The sequence below is a fragment of the Clostridium zeae genome (assembly GCF_017312485.1).
Classification (GTDB): Bacteria; Bacillota; Clostridia; order Clostridiales; family Clostridiaceae; genus Clostridium_AR; species Clostridium_AR zeae.
This window is the reverse complement of sequence record NZ_BMBA01000001.1, coordinates 204,977-228,425: the sequence shown is the minus strand read 5'-3', so window position 1 is coordinate 228,425 and position 23,449 is coordinate 204,977. Positions and strand designations below refer to the sequence as shown.

23 protein-coding genes are annotated in these 23,449 nt (G+C 30.7%); 21 read left to right on the top strand and 2 right to left on the bottom strand.

The annotated features are described in order from the left end of the window. Nucleotides 1-3: 3 nt before the first annotated feature. The 5 genes from J3477_RS01010 to J3477_RS00990 all read left to right on the top strand — a co-directional run bounded on the left by J3477_RS01010 (nt 4) and on the right by J3477_RS00990 (nt 5,752). Complete coding sequence (locus tag J3477_RS01010) at nt 4-1,653, top strand: DAK2 domain-containing protein (RefSeq protein ID WP_206867699.1); 1,650 nt, start codon at nt 4-6, stop codon at nt 1,651-1,653. A 366-nt stretch (nt 1,654-2,019) separates the two neighbouring features. Next, entirely contained in the window at nt 2,020-4,053 is a 2,034-nt protein-coding gene (gene recG, locus J3477_RS01005; RefSeq protein ID WP_206867698.1) for an ATP-dependent DNA helicase RecG, read from the top strand. 115 nt (nt 4,054-4,168) lie between these two features. Beyond that, nucleotides 4,169-4,726, top strand: coding sequence for a 16S rRNA (guanine(966)-N(2))-methyltransferase RsmD (gene rsmD / locus J3477_RS01000; RefSeq protein WP_206867697.1), 558 nt, complete (start codon nt 4,169-4,171; stop codon nt 4,724-4,726). Between the two features lies 1 nt (nt 4,727). After that, nucleotides 4,728-5,210, top strand: a complete 483-nt coding sequence (coaD, locus tag J3477_RS00995; protein ID WP_206867696.1) for a pantetheine-phosphate adenylyltransferase — start codon at nt 4,728-4,730, stop codon at nt 5,208-5,210. A gap of 2 nt (nt 5,211-5,212) precedes the next feature. Continuing rightward, complete coding sequence (locus J3477_RS00990) at nt 5,213-5,752, top strand: ATP synthase subunit B family protein (protein WP_371874678.1); 540 nt, start codon at nt 5,213-5,215, stop codon at nt 5,750-5,752. Here the strand turns inward: J3477_RS00990 and spoVV are convergent. Both spoVV and J3477_RS00980 read right to left on the bottom strand, forming a co-directional pair. Then, nucleotides 5,735-6,892: a dipicolinic acid transporter SpoVV gene (gene spoVV / locus J3477_RS00985; protein ID WP_206867695.1), complete on the bottom strand. Its 1,158-nt coding sequence runs from the start codon at nt 6,890-6,892 to the stop codon at nt 5,735-5,737. The genes J3477_RS00990 and spoVV overlap by 18 nt on opposite strands. Nucleotides 6,893-6,966: 74 nt before the next feature. Next, on the bottom strand, nt 6,967-8,196 hold the full coding sequence (locus tag J3477_RS00980; RefSeq protein ID WP_206867694.1) for a nucleotidyltransferase: 1,230 nt from the start codon (nt 8,194-8,196) through the stop codon (nt 6,967-6,969). Nucleotides 8,197-8,410: 214 nt separating this feature from the next. Here J3477_RS00980 and pta point away from each other — a divergent pair, with 214 nt between their 5' ends. From pta to trmD, 16 genes are all read left to right on the top strand, one after another. Next, on the top strand, nt 8,411-9,412 hold the full coding sequence (gene pta, locus J3477_RS00975) for a phosphate acetyltransferase (RefSeq protein ID WP_206867693.1): 1,002 nt from the start codon (nt 8,411-8,413) through the stop codon (nt 9,410-9,412). Between the two features lie 30 nt (nt 9,413-9,442). After that, nucleotides 9,443-10,639 carry an acetate/propionate family kinase gene (locus J3477_RS00970; RefSeq protein WP_206867692.1) on the top strand — a complete coding sequence of 399 codons (1,197 nt, stop codon included), beginning with the start codon at nt 9,443-9,445 and terminating at the stop codon, nt 10,637-10,639. A 122-nt stretch (nt 10,640-10,761) separates the two neighbouring features. Further along, the gene (locus J3477_RS00965; RefSeq protein WP_206867691.1) at nt 10,762-11,259 is read left to right on the top strand and encodes a YceD family protein; all 498 of its coding nucleotides are present in this window, start codon (nt 10,762-10,764) and stop codon (nt 11,257-11,259) included. A 12-nt stretch (nt 11,260-11,271) separates the two neighbouring features. Continuing rightward, nucleotides 11,272-11,454, top strand: a complete 183-nt coding sequence (rpmF, locus tag J3477_RS00960) for a 50S ribosomal protein L32 (protein ID WP_200268037.1) — start codon at nt 11,272-11,274, stop codon at nt 11,452-11,454. Between the two features lie 386 nt (nt 11,455-11,840). After that, the gene (gene plsX / locus J3477_RS00955; protein ID WP_206867690.1) at nt 11,841-12,848 is read left to right on the top strand and encodes a phosphate acyltransferase PlsX; all 1,008 of its coding nucleotides are present in this window, start codon (nt 11,841-11,843) and stop codon (nt 12,846-12,848) included. 111 nt (nt 12,849-12,959) lie between these two features. Then, nucleotides 12,960-13,190 carry an acyl carrier protein gene (acpP, locus tag J3477_RS00950; protein ID WP_128213965.1) on the top strand — a complete coding sequence of 77 codons (231 nt, stop codon included), beginning with the start codon at nt 12,960-12,962 and terminating at the stop codon, nt 13,188-13,190. Nucleotides 13,191-13,334: 144 nt separating this feature from the next. Continuing rightward, nucleotides 13,335-14,033 carry a ribonuclease III gene (gene rnc / locus J3477_RS00945; protein WP_206867689.1) on the top strand — a complete coding sequence of 233 codons (699 nt, stop codon included), beginning with the start codon at nt 13,335-13,337 and terminating at the stop codon, nt 14,031-14,033. Further along, nucleotides 14,026-15,063: an elongator complex protein 3 gene (locus J3477_RS00940; RefSeq protein ID WP_206867688.1), complete on the top strand. Its 1,038-nt coding sequence runs from the start codon at nt 14,026-14,028 to the stop codon at nt 15,061-15,063. The genes rnc and J3477_RS00940 overlap by 8 nt, the downstream gene beginning before the upstream one ends. Before the next feature lie 277 nt (nt 15,064-15,340). Continuing rightward, nucleotides 15,341-18,898: a chromosome segregation protein SMC gene (gene smc / locus J3477_RS00935; protein WP_206867687.1), complete on the top strand. Its 3,558-nt coding sequence runs from the start codon at nt 15,341-15,343 to the stop codon at nt 18,896-18,898. A gap of 9 nt (nt 18,899-18,907) precedes the next feature. Then, a complete protein-coding gene (gene ftsY / locus J3477_RS00930) occupies nt 18,908-19,819 on the top strand; it encodes a signal recognition particle-docking protein FtsY (protein ID WP_206867686.1) in 912 nt (303 codons plus the stop codon). 81 nt (nt 19,820-19,900) lie between these two features. Further along, a complete protein-coding gene (locus tag J3477_RS00925; protein WP_183277423.1) occupies nt 19,901-20,239 on the top strand; it encodes a putative DNA-binding protein in 339 nt (112 codons plus the stop codon). Nucleotides 20,240-20,249: 10 nt separating this feature from the next. Beyond that, nucleotides 20,250-21,605 (top strand): signal recognition particle protein, encoded by a 1,356-nt coding sequence (gene ffh / locus J3477_RS00920; RefSeq protein WP_206867685.1) that lies wholly within the window; start codon nt 20,250-20,252, stop codon nt 21,603-21,605. Between the two features lie 34 nt (nt 21,606-21,639). After that, the gene (rpsP, locus tag J3477_RS00915) at nt 21,640-21,888 is read left to right on the top strand and encodes a 30S ribosomal protein S16 (protein WP_206867684.1); all 249 of its coding nucleotides are present in this window, start codon (nt 21,640-21,642) and stop codon (nt 21,886-21,888) included. 51 nt (nt 21,889-21,939) lie between these two features. Continuing rightward, nucleotides 21,940-22,167, top strand: a complete 228-nt coding sequence (locus J3477_RS00910) for a KH domain-containing protein (protein WP_183277420.1) — start codon at nt 21,940-21,942, stop codon at nt 22,165-22,167. Between the two features lie 63 nt (nt 22,168-22,230). After that, a complete protein-coding gene (rimM, locus tag J3477_RS00905; protein ID WP_206867683.1) occupies nt 22,231-22,728 on the top strand; it encodes a ribosome maturation factor RimM in 498 nt (165 codons plus the stop codon). Continuing rightward, complete coding sequence (gene trmD / locus J3477_RS00900) at nt 22,718-23,443, top strand: tRNA (guanosine(37)-N1)-methyltransferase TrmD (protein ID WP_206867682.1); 726 nt, start codon at nt 22,718-22,720, stop codon at nt 23,441-23,443. The genes rimM and trmD overlap by 11 nt, the downstream gene beginning before the upstream one ends. Nucleotides 23,444-23,449 lie beyond the last annotated feature (6 nt).

Sequence of the window (23,449 nt, the reverse complement as noted above, 5' to 3'; positions counted from 1 at the left end):
CTAATGAATTATATTAGAATCAACGGTGAAAATTTTTATAATATGGTGATAAACGCAAGTAATAGATTGGAAGAGCAAAGCGAGTATGTTAATTCGCTTAATGTTTTTCCTGTTCCAGATGGTGATACTGGAACTAATATGTCAATGACCTTTAAAGCTGCTGTTAAGGAGATTGAAGCCTTAAAAGGAGCTTCTTTGGGTGAAATCTCAAAGAAACTTGCTAAAGGTGCTTTAATGGGTGCAAGAGGAAATTCAGGAGTTATATTATCTCAAATACTTAGAGGTATTTCAAAGGGATTAGATAATAAAGTGGAAGCGGATACAACTGAGTTTGCCAACGCTTTAGCAGAAGGTGCAAAGTCAGCTTATAAAGCAGTTATGAGACCAACAGAGGGTACAATATTAACTATCATAAGAGCTGCAGCAGAAGCTGCTTCAGAATCATCTGCTACTGACGTAACAGTATTAATGGAACAAGTTTGTAATCACAGTAAGACAATGTTAGATAAAACACCTGAAATGCTTCCAGCTTTAAAGAAAGCAGGAGTTGTAGATTCTGGTGGAATGGGTCTTTTAATTATATTACAAGGAATGTATGAGGCTTTAGAAAAAAATCTACAAGCAGAAATACAAAACTTTAAACCAGCAGTTACTGGAGTATCGGCTGCAAATAACATGGAGGATCATGATATTAAATTCGGATACTGTACTGAATTTATAATTATGGGAGATAGCTCTAAATCTAATAAATTCAAAGATGAAATAGAACACTTTGGAGATTCTATGATTGTTGTTGGATATGAAGACGTTATAAAAGTTCATATTCATACTAATGATCCTGGTGCAGTTCTTTCAAAGGCAGTTAAGCTAGGTGAATTATCAAAAATTAAGATTGATAATATGAGAGAAGAACATAGACATCTTATAGTTGAAAAAGAATATGAAGATGTACCTGACGAAAACATAGTAGCTGTTGAACAAGAGGTTGAAGAAAAGAAAAAATATGCTTTCGTATCGGTAGCTATGGGAGCTGGAATAAAAAATATATTCAAAGATTTAGGTGTTGACTATGTAATTGAGGGTGGTCAAACAATGAATCCAAGTACCTTAGATATACTTGAATGCATAGATAAACTAAATGCAGAGCATATTTTTGTATTCCCAAACAATAAAAATATTATAATGGCTGCTAATCAAGCTGCAGAAATATCTGATAAGCATATAGTAGTTGTTCCTACAAAGACAATCCCTCAAGGTATTACATGTATTACTATGTTTAATCCAGAAGCTGAAGTTGATGAAAATATAAAAGAGCTTAATGATTCCATCGAACTAGTTAAGTCAGCATCTGTAACATATGCAGTAAGAGATACTGAAATGGATGGGATTGAGATAAAAGAAGGCAATATACTAGGGCTAATAGAAAGTAAAATTAAACATGTTGGCGGCGATGTATATGAAGTTACTGAAGAGCTATTAAATCAAATGGTAGATGAAGACAGTGAGCTTATTACTTTATTTTACGGAAAAGAATGCGATGAAAATGAAGTTAAGCAATTTGTTGCTAGACTTGAAAAGAAGTATGGTGATATTGATGTACAGTGCTATAATGGAGAGCAACCATTATATTACTTCCTAATATCTGTAGAATAAATTTTAATATCTCATACATATGCTAGCTTAGGAAATATAGATTTATCTAATGTTAAATTTATATAATAAACTGCTAAATAGTACATGTAATCCTATTAAAATTTACGATATAAAAATATCTTAAACGTATTCAAGATATTGATAATAATTGACATATGATGTAATATAAGAAAAGCGACATTGTCGCTTTTCTTTTTACTATTTATAATCCAATAACAAATAGTAAAGCTGGATTTTATTGTGATGAAAATTTGAATAAAATGTAGAATCATTGGTTATTAGTCATATAAACAATATTTCAATAATAATAAATTAAATGTAAAATGACTGATTGACTGAATAATTTTTTTATTTTAGGTGGTAAAGATGGATATATATAGCGAGATAAAAAAATTAAAAGGAGTAGGTCCTAAATTAGAAGAAAAGTTAAATCGTTGTGGTATTTTTACTATGTTAGATTTACTTCTCTATTTTCCAAGAGATTATGAATTTGTGGATGGTAATCCTGATATAGATGATATTTCTGAAGAAGTTAAACAGATAATAAATTGTAAGGTAGTTTCATTTGAAAGAGATATTAGAACTAAAAACGGAAAGCGTCTAACCTCCATTGCATTAAAATATGAAAATACTAAAGTTATAGCTAAATGGTTTAACCAACCATACATAAAAAATAATTTTAAGATTGGTGAAAGTTATAATTTAATGGGGAAATATAAAAAGGTGGGAAACTGTCTAGAAATAGTTAATCCTACTTTAGTATTTAGGGATGCTAGTGACAATGAGATACTGCCAGTATATCCTTTAAAGGGTGATATTACAGGAGGGGTTATATCAAAGCTCGTTAATAGCATACTTTGTAATATAGTTATTGGAGAGAATTTGCCAGAATACTTATTGTCAAAGTACAATCTAGTTTCTCTCGATGAAGCTATAAGAAATATACATTTCCCTTCTACAAAAGAAAAGTTAAATGGAGCAATTACAAGATTGAAATTTCAAGAGTTGTTTACATATTCGGTAAAGCTTTTAATGTTAAAGAATCACTTGAAGCAAGGTAATAATGGCATTAAATTTAGCATGTGTCCAGAACTTACAGATTTAAAAAAATCACTTCCTTATGAGTTAACTAATGCACAAGCAAAAGTTGTTAGAGAAATACTTCTTGATCAAAAAAGCTCTAGTCCTATGAACAGACTTGTTCAAGGAGATGTAGGAAGTGGCAAGACTGTTGTAGCGTTTATATCAATGTTTAATGTATATAAGAACGGCTATCAAGTAGCTATGATGGCACCAACTGAAATTTTGGCATCACAGCATTTTTATGAGGCTAAAAAGCTACTTGGAAGATTCGACATAGATATTGAACTTTTGACAGGAAGCACAACAAATAAAGAGAAAATTAGGATAAAAGAAAAAATTTCTTCTGGAATACCTATTGTTGTAATAGGGACTCATGCTATAATACAGGAAGATGTTAATTTTACAAATTTAGGATTAGTTGTAACTGATGAGCAACATAGATTTGGTGTAGAACAAAGAAGTAAACTGATCAATAAAGGGAAAGAACCAGATGTTCTAGTTATGACTGCGACCCCAATACCTAGAACTTTAGCTTTGTATTTATACAGCGACTTGGATGTTTCTATTATTGACGAACTTCCTCCTGGGAGAAAAAAGATTGAGACATTATTCTTTCAAAGTGAATCAAAAAATCAAGCATATAGTTTAGCATTAGATGAAATTAACAAAGGAAGACAAGTTTATGTGGTATGTCCTCTAATAGAAGAGGATGAAGACGGAAAGCTAAACTCTGTTGATAAAGTCTATAATGACCTTAGCGATGGTGTATTGAAAGAACATAAAATCGAAAAACTACATGGAAAGATGGCTCCAAAGGATAAAGAAGATATTGTAAATAGATTTAAAGAAGGTCATATAAAAGCTTTAATATCAACAACTGTCATTGAGGTTGGGGTAAATGTTCCTAACGCCAGTGTAATGATCATTGAAAATTGCGAAAGATTTGGATTAAGTCAGCTGCATCAGCTTAGGGGAAGAGTAGGCAGAGGCCAATATCAATCTTATTGTATCCTAGTTGGCAATGCTAAAAATAATGTTACTAAGAAAAGAATGATGATAATGACTGAAAGCAACGATGGATTCTATATTGCAGAGCAAGATTTAAAACTAAGAGGATCTGGCGAAATGTTTGGTTTAAGACAAAGTGGAGATTCAGGATTGATTTTAGCAGATATAATTGAAGATATGAAGATTCTAAGATGTGCTAGTGAAGAAGCTAAAATAATCTTACAAAGTTCAGATTTAAATAATGTAAAGCTAATTTCAGAGATTAGCAAAAATCTTTCTCGAAGCTCAAAGTATATTTGCTTCAATTAAAAACTTTAAAAAAGATATTTTTTTCTGATTACAGATAGATAGCTATTTATTTAAATAACATTTTAATTTATTTATCTATATGATAAAATTTACTTAATTTAGGGAGGACATACAAATGAGAATCATAGCAGGAAAAGCAAAAGGAAGAAAATTATTATCACCACCTACATACGATACAAGACCAACATTAGATAGGATAAAAGAAGCTATGTTCAGCAGTATACAATTTTATATTCCTGATGCTGTTGTAATTGATATATTTGCAGGTACTGGTAGCTTAGGGCTAGAAGCTGCAAGCAGAGGTGCTAAAGAATGCTATTTAGTTGATAAAAGTCCGATAACATATCCGGTTTTAAGGGAGAATATTCAAAATTTGAAATTTGATGATTTCTGCTTCTCTTTAAATATGGATGCATACAGTGCTTTAAACTCTATGGCTGATAAGGGAAAGGTATTTAATATTATTTTTATTGATCCACCATACCTAAAGAATATGATTCCTGAGGCGATAAAGATAGTAGAGGATAGAAAATTACTTGATCCGAATGGAATAATTGTAACTAAGATAGATACAAGTGAAGAAATATATCAAGGTAGTGAAAAAATTAAAATAACTAATGAAAGAAAATATGGAAATACAACCGTTGTCTTTTATAAATACAAGGAGGTCTAAAATGAAGATTGCCGTATACCCTGGAAGCTTTGACCCAATAACTAATGGACATCTTGATATTATTGCTAGAGGGGCTAAGGTTTTTGATGAAGTAATAGTTGTCGTACTAGTTAATGTTGATAAAAAAGGCTTATTTAAGGTAGAAGAAAGAGTGGAATTAATAAAAAGAGTTACAAAAGAATTTTCAAATGTAAGAGTTGAATTCTTTAATGGTCTTTTAGTGGACTTTATGAGACAAAAGAAAGCTACTGTAATCTTAAAAGGATTGAGAGCAGTTTCTGATTTTGAGTACGAATTTCAAATGGCATTGATGAACAATAAATTAGATCCGGAAGTTGAGACTGTTTTTATGATGACTAATGCGCAATATTCATATTTGAGTAGTTCAGCAGTAAAACAAGTTGCTAAATTCGGTGGTTGCATTCGTGAATTAGTTCCAGATGAGATTATCGTTGATATTATAAGTAGAATAAAGGGGGAATAAGGGTGAGTAAGATGGAAGTTAATGTTATTGAGCTTCTTGAATATCTTCAAGATATAGTTGAAAGTGCAGCAAAGGTTCCTATAACTGGTAAAGTTGTTGTTGATAAGAAGGAAGTACTAGAAGTTGTAGATCAAGTTATAAATTACTTACCAGATGAATTTAAGAAAGCTCAATGGGTTATGACTGAAAGAGAAAGAATTTTAGGAGAAGCTCAAAAAGAATATGAGTCTGTTAAAAAGCAGACAATGGATCTTTTAAAGAAACAGGTTGAAAATCATGATATAGTAAAAGAAGCAAACATCAGAGCACAAGAAGTAATAGCTTCAGCTCAAAGAGAAGCTAAAGCTATTAGAATAGGTGCTAGAGATTATGCAGATGAAATATTGAGTCAACTTGAAAAAGAAATAGAAGTTAAAACAAATGAGATTTTAAACATAATTAAAACTAATGTAGAAACTTTAGCCACTAATATGAATGACGATATGAACAAAACTGCTGTTACTATAAGAGAAAATATTAAGGAACTACGCAGCATTAAATAATTTTTTTATACTTAGACAAATTATTGTCAATATCATAAATATTAAGTATGGTAGCCAAATTTGGTTGTTAAGACCTACTAGAGAATTTGTGCTGAACGTAGGTATTGTAGTGATGAATATAGTACATAGAAGGAATGTAACGATTACTCCTATCAATCCTTGTAAGAATTTAATGATAAAATACTTTTTTACAGAGATATCATATTTATAAAAAAAAGCATGTGTTTGTGCAATAATTGAAAATCCTCCAAAGCAGCAAAAAAAGCTTATGAGGCATAATTTTATTGTTATAGATAAAGTGCTGCTTGTTATAATATAACATCCGTTAGTTAAGTCTAAACTGCCTAGAAATAAAGCTGATAACAATTCGCTATTTAAATTCATATTAGATACACTGTTAGAAATAATGCTTGTAATAGCATTATTTTTTATTATGGCGATTAATACTGCAAAAATAATTACATAGCCTCCCACCATCAGAGTACCATTTATACCGTCGTTAATAGATGCCTTAAAAGCTTCACCTATATTAATGTTTTTAGGTGCTGGGTTGAAATTTAATCTTTTAGGATTAGCTTTGCTTTTTGAAAATAAGCCAATTATAAAAAACGATAAGTAGTTTGCAGCGAGTATTATATAACCGTAATAGATGTTGTTTAGCATTGAACTAGCCACAGATCCTAATATGAATAATGGTCCTGCATTAGATGCTATGTTTAAAAGTCTTTTGAATTCAAATTCATCTATATAGCCATTATCATAGAGCTCAGAACTGTATTTTGCGCCAAGAGGATAACCACATAACATACTTGCAACAATAGCGAAGCTACAGTTTTTACTTAATCTTAGAGGCCTACATAAAATTGGGCCTAACAATTTCGAATATATAGATATTCCATCAAAAGCAATAAGAAGATTGCAGATAACCATAAATGGAAACAAAGAAGGCAAGATGGCTTTTATAAATAATTGTGCGCCTTGTAGAGCTGCTTCCATACAACTTTTCGGATTTACCACAAAATAGAATATTAATATTGTTAAGGATAAAGTTACAAAGGTGCTTGTCCTATTAAAATTAAGCTTTAACAGCATGAATACTAATAAAGCTGAGGCTATAAGCAATAAAAAAATACTATACATGAGATTCCCCCCTTATCTCATATATAGTATTTTTTTATGTTTTTATTCTAGAATTGTATTGAAAGATTTTAATATTATTTATGTACAAAAGGACTAATTAGATAATCTGCATTAACTGGAATAATGGAATTTATAAGCGAATATGCATTTGTGGCCCTTAAATCAATTTCTAGCATTGAATCGTCAATTTGTTTTGGCATCTTATTTATTATATTTATTTCTGACTTTTTCTTTATTTCTTTTACTATTTGTGCACCAACATTGTTTAATCCGAGTACTCTTAGATAATTTGGTTTTGAAGTTCTCAAAGTCTGAATATCATAGTTTTCAAAGCCTATAAAATATTGACATATAAGTCTTGAAAGTCTTGTATAGGTATATCTTTTACTCTTAACTAACATTATAAGCTCATCAGTAGATTTTGCTTTCGTAATTTCTTTGATGAATTTATTTTCCAAACCTTCCATGTTATCTGGAAGCTTAGAAAATGAACCTGGATTGGTTGTGATTTTATATCTTATATACTTAAGGAAGTCGTCATTTGATGGAAAATTATTTGAATTCTTCCTCTTTTCATTTATTGTTTGGATAGATGTATCAGGCATATATTTATAAAGTTCATCAATTGAAAAATCTTTATAAAGTTGTTCTCTTATTGCAGTGGCACTTGCAAAACTACTTGAAAGGTTTATATCATTATACGAGGAACCTATCCTTTTAATAGTTATTGGATTAATACTACTTTCTGATTTAATTATACTTTTGCAGTACTCTATACCTAGAATATTATTTGAGGAATTTAAGAAGTTTTCGAATTCCTCTGTGTTTAAATTTAAATTATCATATTTTTTAAAATACTCTAGCAAAGCTTCAGAACGTGCTTTTACATATGATTTACCTAGGTTTAAATGATTTCGTAATAAGTATTTAAACTCATCTGATTCATATGATAATATTTTTGCCACCTTCATAATTAGTTCTATTTCTCCAACTTCACTTCCAAAACATACGGAATTAACTACTGATGTTTGATTTAAAATATCTATAGCTCCTTTTGCAAAAAATTCAGCTGAAGATACAGAAAATATTGTAGGGAGTTCTATCACTAAGTCAACTCCATTAAGAACAGCAATTTGAGCTCGAGTCCATTTATCTAGAATTGAAGGTAGTCCTCTCTGAACAAAATTTCCGCTCATCACACATATGACACCATCGGCATTAGTTAGCTTCTTTGTCTGTTCAAGATGTAGTTTATGTCCATTATGAAACGGGTTATATTCAGTTACTATTCCAACAATATTCATAATAAAACCATCCTTTATTAAATTATAGATATATAATACACCAAACATTGGATAGAATAAATAAAGTATTAAAAAAAATGAAATGTCAGATTATTATTAATTATTCAAATATAAGAACTACTATGTTTTTGGCTTTATGTGTTGAAATCTACTCTAATTTAGGAGTATATTAGTATAGTAGATATTATCCGTTCGACTGAAAGGAGAAATGAACATGGAACTTATGAAGCAAATTTGGGATATGGCACAAAAAGATATAAAGAAAATTGTGCTACCTGAGGGAGATGAAGAGAGAACACTCGTAGCATCTCAAAGAATTAAAGAAAATGGATTAGCAGAGGTAACTTTAGTAGGATCTGAATCAGTGATTAGAAGTAAAGCCGCAGATTTGGGTGTTGATCTAACAGGAATAAATATAGCTGATCCGGAAACTTCAGATAAGCTTGAAGTTTATGTAAATGAATTTTATGAGCTTAGAAAAAGTAAAGGTATGACAATCGAGAAGGCTGGAAAGATTGTAAGAGATCCATTATATTTTGGTACAATGATGGTGAAGGTTGGAGATGCAGATGGTATGGTTTCAGGTGCTGTACATACTACTGGAGATTTATTAAGACCAGGCCTTCAAATAATTAAGACTGCACCAGGAGTTTCTGTTGTATCAAGTTTCTTCATTATGATGGTACCAGGTTCTAAATATGGTGAAGAAGGAATGCTTTTATTCTCAGATTGTGCTGTTAATCCAAGCCCAAGCTCAGAGCAACTTGCAGCTATTGCAATAGCAACAGCTGATACAGCAAAAAAATTATGTAAGATAGAGCCTAAGGTTGCTATGCTTTCATTCTCAACAATGGGATCAGCAGATCATGAGGTTGTAGATAAAGTTAGAGCTGCAACTGAAAAAGCTAAAGAATTAAGACCTGATCTATTAATAGACGGGGAAATGCAATTAGATGCAGCTATAGTTGAAAAAGTTGCGAGTCAAAAGGCTCCTAATAGTGATGTAGCTGGTAAAGCTAATGTTCTTATATTCCCAGATCTTCAAGCTGGAAATATAGGTTATAAACTTGTGCAAAGATTTGCTAATGCAGAAGCAATTGGACCAATCTGTCAAGGTTTTGATAAGCCAATAAATGACTTATCTAGAGGTTGTAGTTCAGATGATATTGTAAATGTAGTTGCACTTACTGCTGTTCAAGCACAGTTAGATAAATAGAACATTTTAATCATTTTAGGAGGAATAGAAATGAACATATTAGTAATTAATTGTGGAAGTTCATCTTTAAAGTATCAGTTAATCGATATGAGTAAAGAAGAAGTTTTAGCAAAAGGACTTGTTGAAAGAATAGGAATTGAAGGATCAATACTTACTCAAAAAGTAGAAGGTAAAGACAAATACGTAGTAGAACAAAAAATGAATGACCACAAGGATGCAATAAAGTTGGTTCTAGATGCACTTGTAGATAAAGATAATGGTGTACTAAAGTCAATGGATGAAATATCTGCAGTAGGACATAGAGTTGTTCATGGTGGTGAAAAGTATTCAAGTTCGGTTCTTATAGATGACGAAGTTATGAAATATTTGGAAGAGTGTATTAAACTTGCTCCACTTCATAATCCGCCAAACCTAATAGGAATAGATGCTTGTAAAGTTCTAATGCCTAATACGCCAATGGCAGTTGTTTTTGATACAGCTTTCCATCAAACAATGCCAGACAAGGCATTCTTATATGCTTTGCCATATGAATTATATAAAGAACATAATATAAGAAAATACGGATTCCATGGTACTTCTCATAAGTATGTATCTGCTAAAGTTGCAGAAGTTATGGGTAAAGATTTATCCGAATTAAAGATAGTAACTTGTCATTTAGGAAATGGTTCAAGTTTAACTGCTATAAAGAATGGTAAGTCAATTGATACATCTATGGGATTTACTCCATTAGAAGGTGTTGCAATGGGTACTAGAACTGGAGATCTTGATCCAGCTGTAGTAACTTTTATAATGGATGAACTTGGCTATACAGTTGAACAAACTAACGAATTATTAAATAAGCAATCAGGAGTATTGGGTATTTCAGGTGTAAGTAGTGATTTTAGAGATATTGAAACTGCTGCTGCAAATGGTAATGTTAGAGCTCAATTAGCTTTAGACATATTCCAATATAGAGTAAGAAAATACATTGGCTCATATGCTGCTGCTATGGGTGGCCTTGATGTAGTTGTATTTACTGCTGGTGTAGGAGAAAATGATCCTATTACAAGACTAAAATCATGTGAAGGTTTAGAGTTCCTTGGAGTAGAGATAGATCCAGCTAAAAACAACGTTAGAGGTAAAATTGCTGAAGTAAGTAAAGATGGTTCAAAGGTTAAGGTGTTTGTAATACCTACTGATGAAGAAATGATGATAGCTAAGGATACTTTGGAGCTTGTTAGAAAATAAAAAATAAATTTCTTGACTTTTAAAAGTCATGTTTATATAATAAATTGTGTTGTCAGTAAAAATTACTAATTCTGCTGTAAGAATGGCTGTGCCATTCTTAGGCATGAAGTGGAGTTGTACATATGATACTACAATTTTCAGATTTAATTAGCAAGAGAGAAAGAGTAAAGCCTTTAGACTTTACATTAGATCTAGATACCTTTAATTATGAAGGTGAATCAATAAAAGCTGTTGAACCTGTAAAGGTGAAGGGTAAGTTCTCTTTTAATGAAGGGTTGTTAGAGCTAGATGTAAATGTTGAGACAGTTTTAGAACTTTCTTGTTCAAGATGCTTAGAAATCTTCTCATATCCAATACACATTAGTGTTAATGAGAGATTTACAAATAATTTATCAGATGAAGATGATGATCTTATCTTCGTTGATAGTGATACAATAGATATCACAGAAATAATTGTTAACAATATTATATCAGCCTTGCCTATAAAAAGACTTTGCAATGAAAGTTGTAAAGGTCTGTGTCAGCAATGTGGAACGAACCTAAACAAAAAGCAATGTAGCTGTGACAACAATGATATTGACATTAGATTGGCTAAATTGAATGATTTGTTTAGCAAATAAGGAGGTGTAATTATGGGAAATCCTGCTAGAAAAACATACAGAGCAAAGAGAGATTCAAGAAGAGCTCAAACTTTTAAGTTAAGCATACCTGGTATTGTAGAATGTCCTCAATGCCATGAAATGAAATTAGCTCACAGAGTTTGTAAGAGCTGTGGACATTACAAGGGTAAAGAAGTAGTTGCTTCAGAACAATAAAGAAAGTCAATTGACTTTCTTTTCTTTATATGTAATAAAATATTAATTAAAGTTTTTAAACCATATAAAGCTTATTTTTGTTAAAGTCATTTTACTGAGTTCCACCATGTATCAGTTGTTTGATTTTAATAAAGATGGACCACTTCAATCCAAAATCTATTTTCAAAACTCCTATGGATTCTGAGGGAGTTCTGAAAATATAAATTTAAGTATGTAGTGATTCATCTATATTATCCTAATGTTGTAAGTGAAATTAAAGTATAAGAATATTATTAATAAAGCATGTTAGAGTCAAGAGATTATATTTATCCTGATTCTGCAGCAAATATGTAAATATAAAATATTAAGATTCTAAATTGAATTATATTTTACAAAGGGGTGATAAAATGAGAATAGCTATTGATGGTATGGGTGGAGATAATTCTCCTGTTGCTATAGTACAAGGATGTGTTGAAGCTCTAAAAGAGTTTGAAGATATTGAAATCTTAATTACTGGACCTGAAGAAAAACTAAAAAGTGAATTAAGTAAATATCAATACGATAATTCAAGAGTAAAAATAATAAATGCTGCTGAAGTAATTGGTACTAATGAGCATCCAGTTATGGCTTTAAGAAAGAAAAAGGATTCCACTTTGAATAAAGCTTTAAAACTTGTAAAAGATAAAGAGTGTGATGCAGTAATTTCAGCTGGAAGTACTGGAGCATTCCTTGCAGGGTGTACTTTAGTTATTGGTAGAATAAAAGGCATTGAAAGACCTGCATTATCACCTATTATGCCAGGAATGAATGGGCCTTTTGTGGTTGTTGATGCTGGAGCAAATGTTGATTGTAAACCACAATACTTAAAGCAGTTTGCAATTATGGGTAAAGTATATTATGAAAACGTAATTAAGGTATCCAATCCTACAGTTGCATTAGTTAATATTGGTGCAGAAGAAGAGAAAGGTAACGAACTTACAAAAGAGACTTATTCACTTTTGAAAGAATCTAATCTTAATTTTGTAGGAAATATAGAGCCTAGAGATATCACAAATGGAGATGTAAATGTTGTTGTTTGTGACGGATTTGTAGGAAATACAGTTCTTAAAATGTACGAAGGGGTTGCTTCAAATCTTCTTGGAACTATAAAATCCGAAATTACATCATCAATAATTACTAAAATTGGTGCATTATTTATTCTCCCTGTAATAAAATCATTAAAAAATAAATTTGATTACAAGGAATATGGAGGGGCTCCATTTTTAGGCGTTGATGGAATATGCATCAAAGCTCATGGAAGCTCAGATGCAAGGGCTTTTAAGAACGCTATAAAGCAAGCAAGAACGTTTTATGTTAATGATACACTTGCAAAGCTTAAAGCTGAACTTGAAACTAATACTAACGATAAAAACTAATATTATTTTTAATATAAAATAATATTTTATTACAAATATGCTTAGAGATATATTGACGATGTCGAATATATATAATATTATCTAAGTAGATTAATTTTGGAGGTGCATTAAATGTTTGAAAGAATAAAAGGAATAATAGCAGATAAGCTTAGTGTGAATGAGGATGATATTACACTTGAGGCATCATTTATAGAAGATTTAGGTGCAGATTCACTAGATATAGTTGAGCTTATTATGGCTTTAGAAGATGAACTTGAAATGGAAATCCCTGATGATGTAGCAGAAGGCTTTGTTACAGTAGGCGATGTAGTAGAGTATCTTAAAGAACATAGTGAAGAATAATATATCCCGCCTAAAGCGGGATTTTATATTTTAAATTAAGTTTATTCTTGAATGTGTTAGCGATGACATGAGTAATAAAATTAAATAAGACAGTAAAGGATTAACATACTGAAGAATAAACCTTAAGGAGTTGAAATTTTTTAAATGTACGAGTTTAATATTGAAAAGATTGAAAGCAAACTAAATATTTATTTTGAAAATAAACATTTGCTTGAAACTGCATTAACTCACAGCTCATATGCAAATCAGTATAAAGGTATTGAATATAACGAAAGACTTGAGTTTTTAGGTGACTCAGTGCTTCAAATTTGTGTATCTGAATACTTGTTCAATAATTGTAAGGATAAATCCGAAGGTGAGCTTACAAAAATGAGAGCGTTAATAGTATGTGAAAATTCCCTTTATGAGGTGGCAAGGATTCTTGAACTTGGAGATCTAATAAGAATGAGTAAAGGCGAAGAATTAACAGGAGGAAGAGAAAGAATATCTATTCAGGCCGACTGTTTAGAGGCTTTACTAGCTGCTATATATTTAGACAAAGGATTAGAGTATGCTAGAGATTTTATAATAACAAACTTTAAGCATGTGATCGCAGATGCAATTAACGATAAAATTGTTCTTGATTTCAAAACAAAGCTTCAAGAAAAATTGCAAGAGAATGGTGAAGTAAATATAAACTATGAACTAGTTAAATACGAAGGTCCTCCACATAGAAGAAAATTTTATACTAAAGTCGTTATCGGGGACAGGATAATTGGTGAAGGAGAAGGTTTTAGTAAAAAAGAAGCTGAGCAACAGTCTGCTAAGAAGGCTTTGAATTTTCTGGAGGGCAGCAATGAGTAAAAGTTATTATATAATTCCAATCTTCGTACCTCATCTAGGTTGCCCGCATAACTGTGTATTTTGTAATCAAAACAAGATATCTGGCGAAGAAGGAATAGTTGATAGTCAATATGTAGAAAATACAGTAGAAGAGTATTTGAGAACTATAGATATCACTAATTCTACAGTTGAAATTTCATTTTTTGGTGGCACATTTACTGCAATACCGATGCAGAAGCAAAAAGAACTTTTAGAAGTTGCATACAAATACAAGAAGTTGAAAAAAATAAATTATATAAGATTATCAACAAGACCAGATTATATAGATAATGATATTTTAAATCACTTAAAAGAATATGCTGTTGATATAATTGAGCTTGGGGTTCAATCTCTTGACAAAGAAGTACTAAGAAAGTCTGCAAGAGGGCATTCAGAAGAAGATGTAAATAGGGCATCAATGCTTATAAAAGAATATGGCTTTACTTTAGGTCATCAAATTATGCTGGGGCTTCCTGGTGACACTTTTGAAAAAGATTTAGATACTGCAAAAAAATCTATTGAGATGAAACCAGATATTTGTAGAATATATCCAGCCTTAGTTATTAAAGATACTCCTATGGAAGAAATGCTTAGAAGAGATGAATATAAACCATACACTTTAAGCGAAGCAGTAACAATAGCAAAAAAGATATATAAGCTTTATATAGAAAATCATATTAATGTTATTAGAGTAGGATTACAACCTACTGAGAACATTAATATAGGCGGAGACATAGTTGATGGGCCATTTCATCCAGCATTTAGAGAATTAGTAGAAAGTAGTATCTTAAATGAGCATATTTATAACTTACTTCAAGAAAATAAAAATGATGTAACTCTTAGAATAAATAATAGATATATCTCTAGACTCTATGCTAACAAAAAAGAGTTTTTTAATGAATTAAAGAACAAATTAGTTAATGTAAAGATAAATGTATGTATCGATGATTCTGTGAAAGTAGGAGAAGTCCTAATTGATTCAAATAATGAAACCAAAATAGTTTCAATATAAATAAATATAGGTAACGAAGAAATGTTTATAAATGAATTTACTATTGCATTTACGTTACTTTGATACATAGAGAATTACCTTAGAGCAAACTCTAGGGTTTTCTTTTCGTCACCATTGATATTTTACTTTATTTACTATAAACTTAAATAGAATAAGGAGTGAGCAGTATGAAGAAAAAAACAAGAAAGACAATAACTAATATAGTAATGGCAATAATTATTACATCGTTTTTAATCGGATTATTTTATCAATTTGTAGGAAGATAAGGAGTGGACATATGTTTCTAAAGTCTCTTGAGATTAGGGGATTTAAGTCGTTTGCAGATAAAACAGAATTGAAGTTTAAAAGAGGTGTCACAGCTGTAGTTGGACCAAATGGTAGCGGAAAAAGTAATATTTCTGATGCTGTTAGATGGGTTCTAGGTGAACAGAGTATTAAAACTCTAAGAGGTGGTAAGATGGAAGATGTCATTTTTGCCGGTACTCAGTTTAGAAAGCCAGTTGGCTTGGCACAAGTTTCACTTACTTTAGACAATGCAGATGGAGAACTTCCTATTGAATACAATGATGTAACAGTAACTAGAAGAATATATAGATCAGGCGAAGCTGAATATTTAATAAATAATTCTCAATGCCGATTAAAAGATATTACAACTTTGTTTATGGATACTGGTATAGGTAAAGAAGGCTATTCGCTTATTGGACAAGGTAAAATAGAAGCTATACTAAGTGGACGTCCAGAAGAAAGGCGAGCTCTACTAGAGGAAGCAGCTGGAATTGTTAAATTTAAAACTAGAAAACATGAAGCTGAAAGAAAGCTTGATAATACTGAGCAAAATTTAATTAGAATAAATGATATTTTATCTACTTACGAAGAAAGAATTGAGCCGTTAAGGGAAGAGAGTGAAAAAGCTAAGATTTTCTTAGAACTTTCAAACGAGCTTCGCGAAAAAGAGATTTCTTTGATAGTAAATCATATAGAAAAAATTGATACAAGTATTAAAAATCAAGTTGAAAATGTATCAAATCTAATTAATGAGAATAATAAGCTTAAAGAAGAACTTTCTGAAACTAAAAATAAAGCTATTTCTTTAAATGAGGAACTTGAAAAACTTGAAAATCTTACAAGAGAAGATAGAGAACTATATTATAAAAATAAAGAAAATTCAAGTGAACTTCAAAAGCAAATTGATATTCTTAATGAAAGAGTAAAAAATATTGAATTTAATATTGAAAATAGCAATAAAGAAATAAAAAATGTATCAGAGAAGATAGTTTCTATTGAAAATGAAAGAAATGAACATGTTAATTATTTAAATAGTAAAATTGAGGAACAAATTTTTATTGACACTGAAAGTAAAAGCTTAGAAAAAGTTCTTCTTGATTTATCTAACTCATTAAAAATAAAAGAAGATAAGATAAAGTATTTAAGAGAAGATGAATTTGAGAATATACAATTGTCATCAGAGCTTAAAAATAACAAGACAATGCTTATGAGTCAAATAAAAGTTTTAGAAGATTCCATTAGCAACTTACATAATAACAGTTCAAATCTAGAAAGTTCTTTGAAAATAAATATATCAACAAAGCTTATGCTTGAAGAAAAAGTAATATTATTAAAAGATGAAATAGAGAGATTAGAACTTGAAGTAAAAGAAAATAATAAAAATATAGGTATTATCTCAAGTAAAAATACAAAGAATGATTCAAAACTTAAAACATTAACCCAAGAAAAAAGTAAACTTGAAGCTAATAAAACTATGCTTTCAAATCTAGAAAAGCAATATGAAGGTTATAATAGAGCCGTTAAAATATTAATGGAGCATATTGATAAAGGCTATGTAGGTACTGATATAAAGAATTGTTCTGTTATTGGTGAACTTATATCAGTTGAAAAAGAGTATGAAACAGCAATAGAAATAGCTTTAGGAAGTTCTATATCTAATGTTGTTACTGAAGATGAAAAGAGTGCGCAAAAGCTTATAGAATATCTAAAAGAGAAAAAGCTTGGAAGAGCTACTTTTTTACCACTAACAATAATTAAAGGGAATGTGTTGCAATTAGATAAAAGAATTAAAGAAGTAAGTGGATACATTGGAATTGCAGCTGAATTATTGGATTTTGACAAAAAGTATGAGAAAGCTATTAATTATGTACTAGGAAGAACAATAGTAAGTAGAGATATGAATAGTGCTTTAAACATAGCGAAAATAAGTGGTTACTCACATAAAATTGTAACTTTGCAAGGAGAAATAATTAATCCTGGTGGATCTTTAACTGGTGGTAGTGTCTATAATAAGCATACAAGCATTATTAGTAGAAAAAGAGAAATAGAAGATATTAGTTCAGAATTAACTAAAGTCGAAAATTCTATTGAAGAATTTATTAGGCTAATTTCTGAGGGTAGAAATGAAATTAAGAAGTTAGATGAGGCCAATTTAAATTTCAAAGATGAAAGTCATTTTAAGAGCATAGAAATAGCTAAACTAGATAGTGAAATAGAAAATATTGAAAAAGATACATTAAGACTTAGAAACAATATAAAGATTTCACAAAATGAAAAACTTACAAGTGAATCAAAATTAAATAGTTATAAAAAAGAGCTTCAAGAAAGCAATAATAAAGCTATACTCTTAGAAGAGAAATTAAAGTCTTATAGGGTGCAATTCGATGAGCTTTCAAAAGAGATAGAAGATTTAAATGAAAAAACTAATAATCAGAAAGATTTGCTTACTAGCAAAAAAGTTATAAAGGCTAAAGTTGATGAATCAATACTTAGCATAAAAAAGGAAGTTGAAAGATTATCTAATCAAACAACTGAACTTAAAACCAGAATGGGTTTTTTAGAAGAATCAAATGAAGAAAGCTTGGAAAGTAAAAGTAAGTGTATCCAAACTATTGACGAAAACAGAAATAATATTCTAATTTATAGTAAAAACATTGAAGAATTTGAGAATAAATTCAAAGAGTATGATATTGAAAAAATAAAAATAAAAGAAACTATAAAAAATCATGAGAACAAAGTTGAAAGTCTTTCTTCTGAGATTAACATAAAAGAAGATGCAATTCATAAATCAGAATTGGTAAAGGCTAAAAATGAAGTTGAAAAAGAAAATCTTTTATTGAAACTCAATGATGAAATGAGTTTAACCTATGCTGAAGCTATAGATTTGGCACATAAGGATTTTGATGAAGTTTTATACACTAATCAAATAAACAAACTTAAAACATCAATAAATAGACTTGGAACTGTTAATGTTAGTGCTATAGAAGAGTATAAGGATCTTTCAGAAAAGTATAAATTTATGTCAACAGAACGAGAAGATCTAGAAAAAGGAAAAACTGAGCTTCTTGCAGTAATTGATGAAATGACTGCAAAAATGAAGGAAGTATTTAAGGAGAATTTCGTAATATTAAATGAAAACTTTAATATTACATTTAAGGAACTCTTTAAAGGTGGAAGTGCTGAACTTATACTATCAGATGGTGATGAATTAACTGCTAACATTGATATCAATGTTCAACCTCCAGGTAAAAAACTTCAAAATATAAATCTTATGTCTGGTGGAGAAAAAGTTTTATCAGCAATTGCATTATTGTTTGGAATACTAAAAATGAAACCAACTCCATTCTGTATATTAGACGAAATAGAGGCGGCACTTGATGATGCAAATGTTTATAGATATTCAGAATTCCTTCAAAAGTTTTCTGATAATATACAATTTATAGTTATTACTCATAGAAAAGGGACCATGGAAGCTAGTGATATAATGTATGGAGTAACAATGGAGGAAAGAGGAGTTTCAAAGGTTGTATCAGTAGACTTAACAAATTAGGAGGCATTTATGTTTGGTGGATTATTTGAAAAATTAAAATCAGGACTTAGTAAGACTAGGGATAACTTTACAGACAGAATTACTGAAGTTTTAAATCTAGCAGTAACAATCGATGAGGATCTTTATGATGAACTTGAAGAAATACTAATTACATCAGATATCGGTATGGATACAACTTTGGAGATAATAGATAGGTTAAAATCTAGAATTAAAGCTGAAAAGATTAAAGATCCAACAGAAGTTAAGCCGTGTTTAAAAAATGTAATTGCAGATATGCTTAACGAAGGTGTAGAAGATAAAGAAACTAATGGCAAACAAAAAGTAATGTTAGTTATAGGAGTAAATGGCGTAGGAAAAACAACATCTATAGGAAAACTAGCATCTAAATATAAAAACGAAGGAAAAAAAGTAATATTGGCTGCAGCAGATACTTTTAGAGCTGCTGCTAGTGACCAATTAGAGATATGGAGCGATAGAGCTGGGGTTGATATAGTAAGACATCAAGAGGGCTCAGATCCAGCTGCAGTTGTTTATGATGGAATTCAAGCAACTAAAGCTAGAAATATGGATATACTTATCTGTGATACTGCAGGAAGACTTCATAATAAGAAAAATTTGATGAATGAATTATCAAAAATTAATAGGATAATTGATAGAGAGTTTGAAGAAGCTTCAAAAGAGACTCTTTTAGTTTTGGATGCTACAACTGGTCAAAATGCAGTTATTCAAGCAAAGCAATTTATGGAGGCATGTCCTATTGACGGTATAATCTTAACAAAATTAGATGGTACTGCAAAGGGTGGAGTAGTTATATCAATAAAGAATTCTTTAAACATACCAGTAAGATATATTGGTGTTGGTGAAGGTGTAGATGACCTGCAGGAATTCGATCCACAAGGCTTCGCAGATGCACTATTTTAAAAAAACCATAACTGTTAAGTGAAAATACTTGACAGCTATATTTTCTTTTGATAATATATTCTTTGTGAGTAAGGTGATTATATGGAAGACAGATTTGAGATTTCTCTGTTATTAGATTATTACATAGACTTATTAACTGAGAAACAAAAAGATATAATGTTCATGTATTATAATGATGATTTTTCATTAGCAGAGATTGCTGAGATAAATAATACCAGTCGTCAAGCTATTCACGATTTGATTAAAAGATGTGATAAACAACTTATTAATTACGAAGAAAAGCTACAGCTTGTTGAAAAAAGCAAAATAAGAAAATCTAAGAAAAATGACCTAATAAAAAAACTTACTAACGAATATATGTTGTCAAAAGAATTAGTAGAAGATATAGATGAAATGCTAGATGAAATTATTAATTCGTAGGAGGGGTAACATGGCTTTTGAAGGTTTAGCGTCTAAATTACAAGATACGCTTAAAAAGCTCAAGGGAAAAGGTAAACTAACTGAGAAAGATATAAAAGAAGCCATGAGAGAGGTTAAGCTCGCATTACTTGAGGCTGACGTAAACTTTAAAGTTGTTAAAAAATTCATTGCAACTGTAAGTGAAAAATGCGTAGGATCTGAAGTGTTAGAAAGCCTTACACCAGGACAACAAGTTATAAAAATAGTTAATGATGAGCTAACATCTTTAATGGGAAATACTGAAAGCAAACTGAACTATGCAGACAATGGGCCAACAGTTTTTATGATGGCAGGTCTTCAAGGTGCAGGTAAAACAACTATGTGTGGAAAGCTCGCTCTTCACATGAGAAAGAAAAATAAAAAGCCTTTATTGGTTGCTTGTGATATTTATAGACCAGCTGCTATTAAACAATTAGAGGTAGTTGGTAAGCAAATAGATATTCCTGTGTTCTCTATGGGAGATAAAGTACCTGCTGTTGAAATAGCTAAAGCAGGAGTAGCTCACGCTAAAGAACATGGATACAATTTAGTTATTATTGATACTGCTGGTAGACTTCATATTGATGAAGAGCTTATGCAGGAACTTAAAGATATAAAAACATCAGTAAACCCTAATGAAATCTTGCTTGTTGTTGATTCTATGACTGGTCAAGATGCTGTAAATGTTGCTGAAACTTTTAATGCATCATTAGATGTTACTGGAACAATACTTACAAAGCTTGATGGTGATACTAGAGGTGGTGCGGCTCTATCAATAAGAAGCATTACTGAAAAGCCTATAAAGTTTGCTGGTATTGGTGAAAAGATGAATGATATTGAAGTGTTCCATCCAGATAGAATGGCTTCAAGAATTCTTGGTATGGGTGATGTTTTATCACTTATAGAAAAAGCTCAGCAAGCAATTGATGAGAAGGAAGCTCAACAACTTAGTGAAAGAATGTTAAGTCAAGAATTTAACTTCGATGATTATCTAAGTGCAATGGAGCAAATGAAAAAGCTAGGACCTATCAATAAGCTGCTGGAGATGATGCCAGGAGTAAATACTCAGCAACTTGAGGGTCTAGACCTTTCAGACAGTGAAAATCAAATGGGAAGAGTTAAAGCAATCATTCAGTCAATGACTGCAAAAGAAAGAAAAAGTCCTAACTTGATTTCAAGTTCTTCTTCAAGAAAGAAGAGAATAGCTGTAGGTTCTGGTACAACAATTCAAGAAATAAATAAGCTTTTAAAAGGCTTTGAAATGATGAAGAAACAAATGAAGCAATTTAAATCAATGCAAAAAAATACTAAAAAAGGTTTGTTTGGTAAAATGCCTTTCTTTAGTTAAAATATATCAATATCCTTAAAAGGAGGTGAAATTAATGGCAGTAAAGATAAGACTAAGAAGAATGGGATCTAAAAAAGCTCCTTTCTACAGAGTAGTAGTAGCTGATTCAAGAAGTCCAAGAGACGGAAGATTCATCGAAGAAATAGGATACTATAACCCAATCGTTCAACCTGAGGCTGAAGTTAAAATTGACGCTGAAAAGGCTGCAAAGTGGTTAAACAACGGTGCTCAACCTACTGATATAGTTAAAAGACTTTTTGTTAAAGCTGGAATAAGCAAGTAAAAGCTTTTAGGAGGTGAATTCTGCTTAGGATTCCCCTAAAGCAGATTGTTTATGAAAACACTAGTAGAAGTTATTGCTAAATCACTTGTTGATAACCCAGACTCAGTTCAGGTTAATGAAGTGGCTGGAGAGCAATCTATAATAATAGAGCTTAAAGTTGCTCCTGAAGATATGGGTAAGGTTATAGGAAAACAGGGTAGAATTGCTAAAGCTATAAGAACAGTTGTTAAAGCTGCAGCAATTAAAGACAATAAAAGAGTTGTTGTTGAAATTATCTAATAAGAGTTAGGGCTTCCTAGCTCTTTTTCCACATACTCTTAAAATGGTTTGCGAGGTGATTTTATGAATGAATTTTTTAACGTAGGTCAAATAGTTAATACTCATGGAGTTAAAGGAGAAGTTAAAGTTTATCCTCTAACTGATGATGTAAATAGATTTGATGATCTAAAAGAAGTTTTAATTGATGATAAAAAGGCTGAAGTTGAATGGGTTAAATATCAGAAAGATAGAGTTATAGTTAAAATAAAAGGTATTGATACCATGAATGATGCTGAAAAACTTAAACAAAAGTATATCAGAGTGACTAGAGAAAATGCTGTTGAACTTCCAGAAGATACATATTTTATATCTGATTTAATTGGGTGTAACGTTTCTGATACAGATGGATTTAATTATGGTGATGTATACGATGTGATACAAACTGGAAGCAATGATGTTTATTGGGTTAAAGGTAATAAAGAGATCTTAGTTCCTGTATTAAAAGAAATAGTTTTGGATATAAATATTGGAGAAAAGAAGATTATAATAAAACCTTCAGGAGTATGGCAAGATGAAGATTAATATCCTTACACTTTTTCCTGAAATGTTTAGTGTGTTTGAACATAGTATAATAGGTAGAGCAAGAAATAGTGGCATTTTAGATATAACAACTACTAATATTAGAGATTTTTCAGCTAGTAAACATAAAAAAGTAGATGATTATCCATATGGTGGTGGTGCCGGTATGGTTATGAGTGCTCAACCTGTGGTAGATTGCATCAAAACTGTAAGACAGAATAATAATGGAAAAGTGATTTTTTTAGGACCAAGAGGAAAGACCTTCAATCAGGAAATAGCTAAAGAAATATCTAAGCTTGATGAAGTTATTTTTGTTTGTGGTCACTATGAAGGTATAGATGAGAGGGCTTATAAATATTTTGATCTAGAATTATCCTTAGGAGACTTTGTACTTACTGGAGGAGAAATGGCTGCTATACCTATAATAGATAGTATTTGCAGACTAGTTCCAGGAGTTTTAAGTAGTGAGGAAAGTTTTGTTGAGGAATCATTTTATAGTGGATTATTAGAGCATCCTCAGTATACTAGACCAGAAGTTTTTGAAGATGAATCAGTTCCAAGTGTTCTTTTATCAGGTCATCATGAGAACATAAGAAAATGGAGAAGGAAAATGTCCCTTAGGATTACTAAGGAAAGACGTCCAGATTTATTTCAACATATAAAACTCACTAAAGAAGATATAAAGCTACTTAAAGAAAATGAAAAAAATGTTGATTAAATAAAT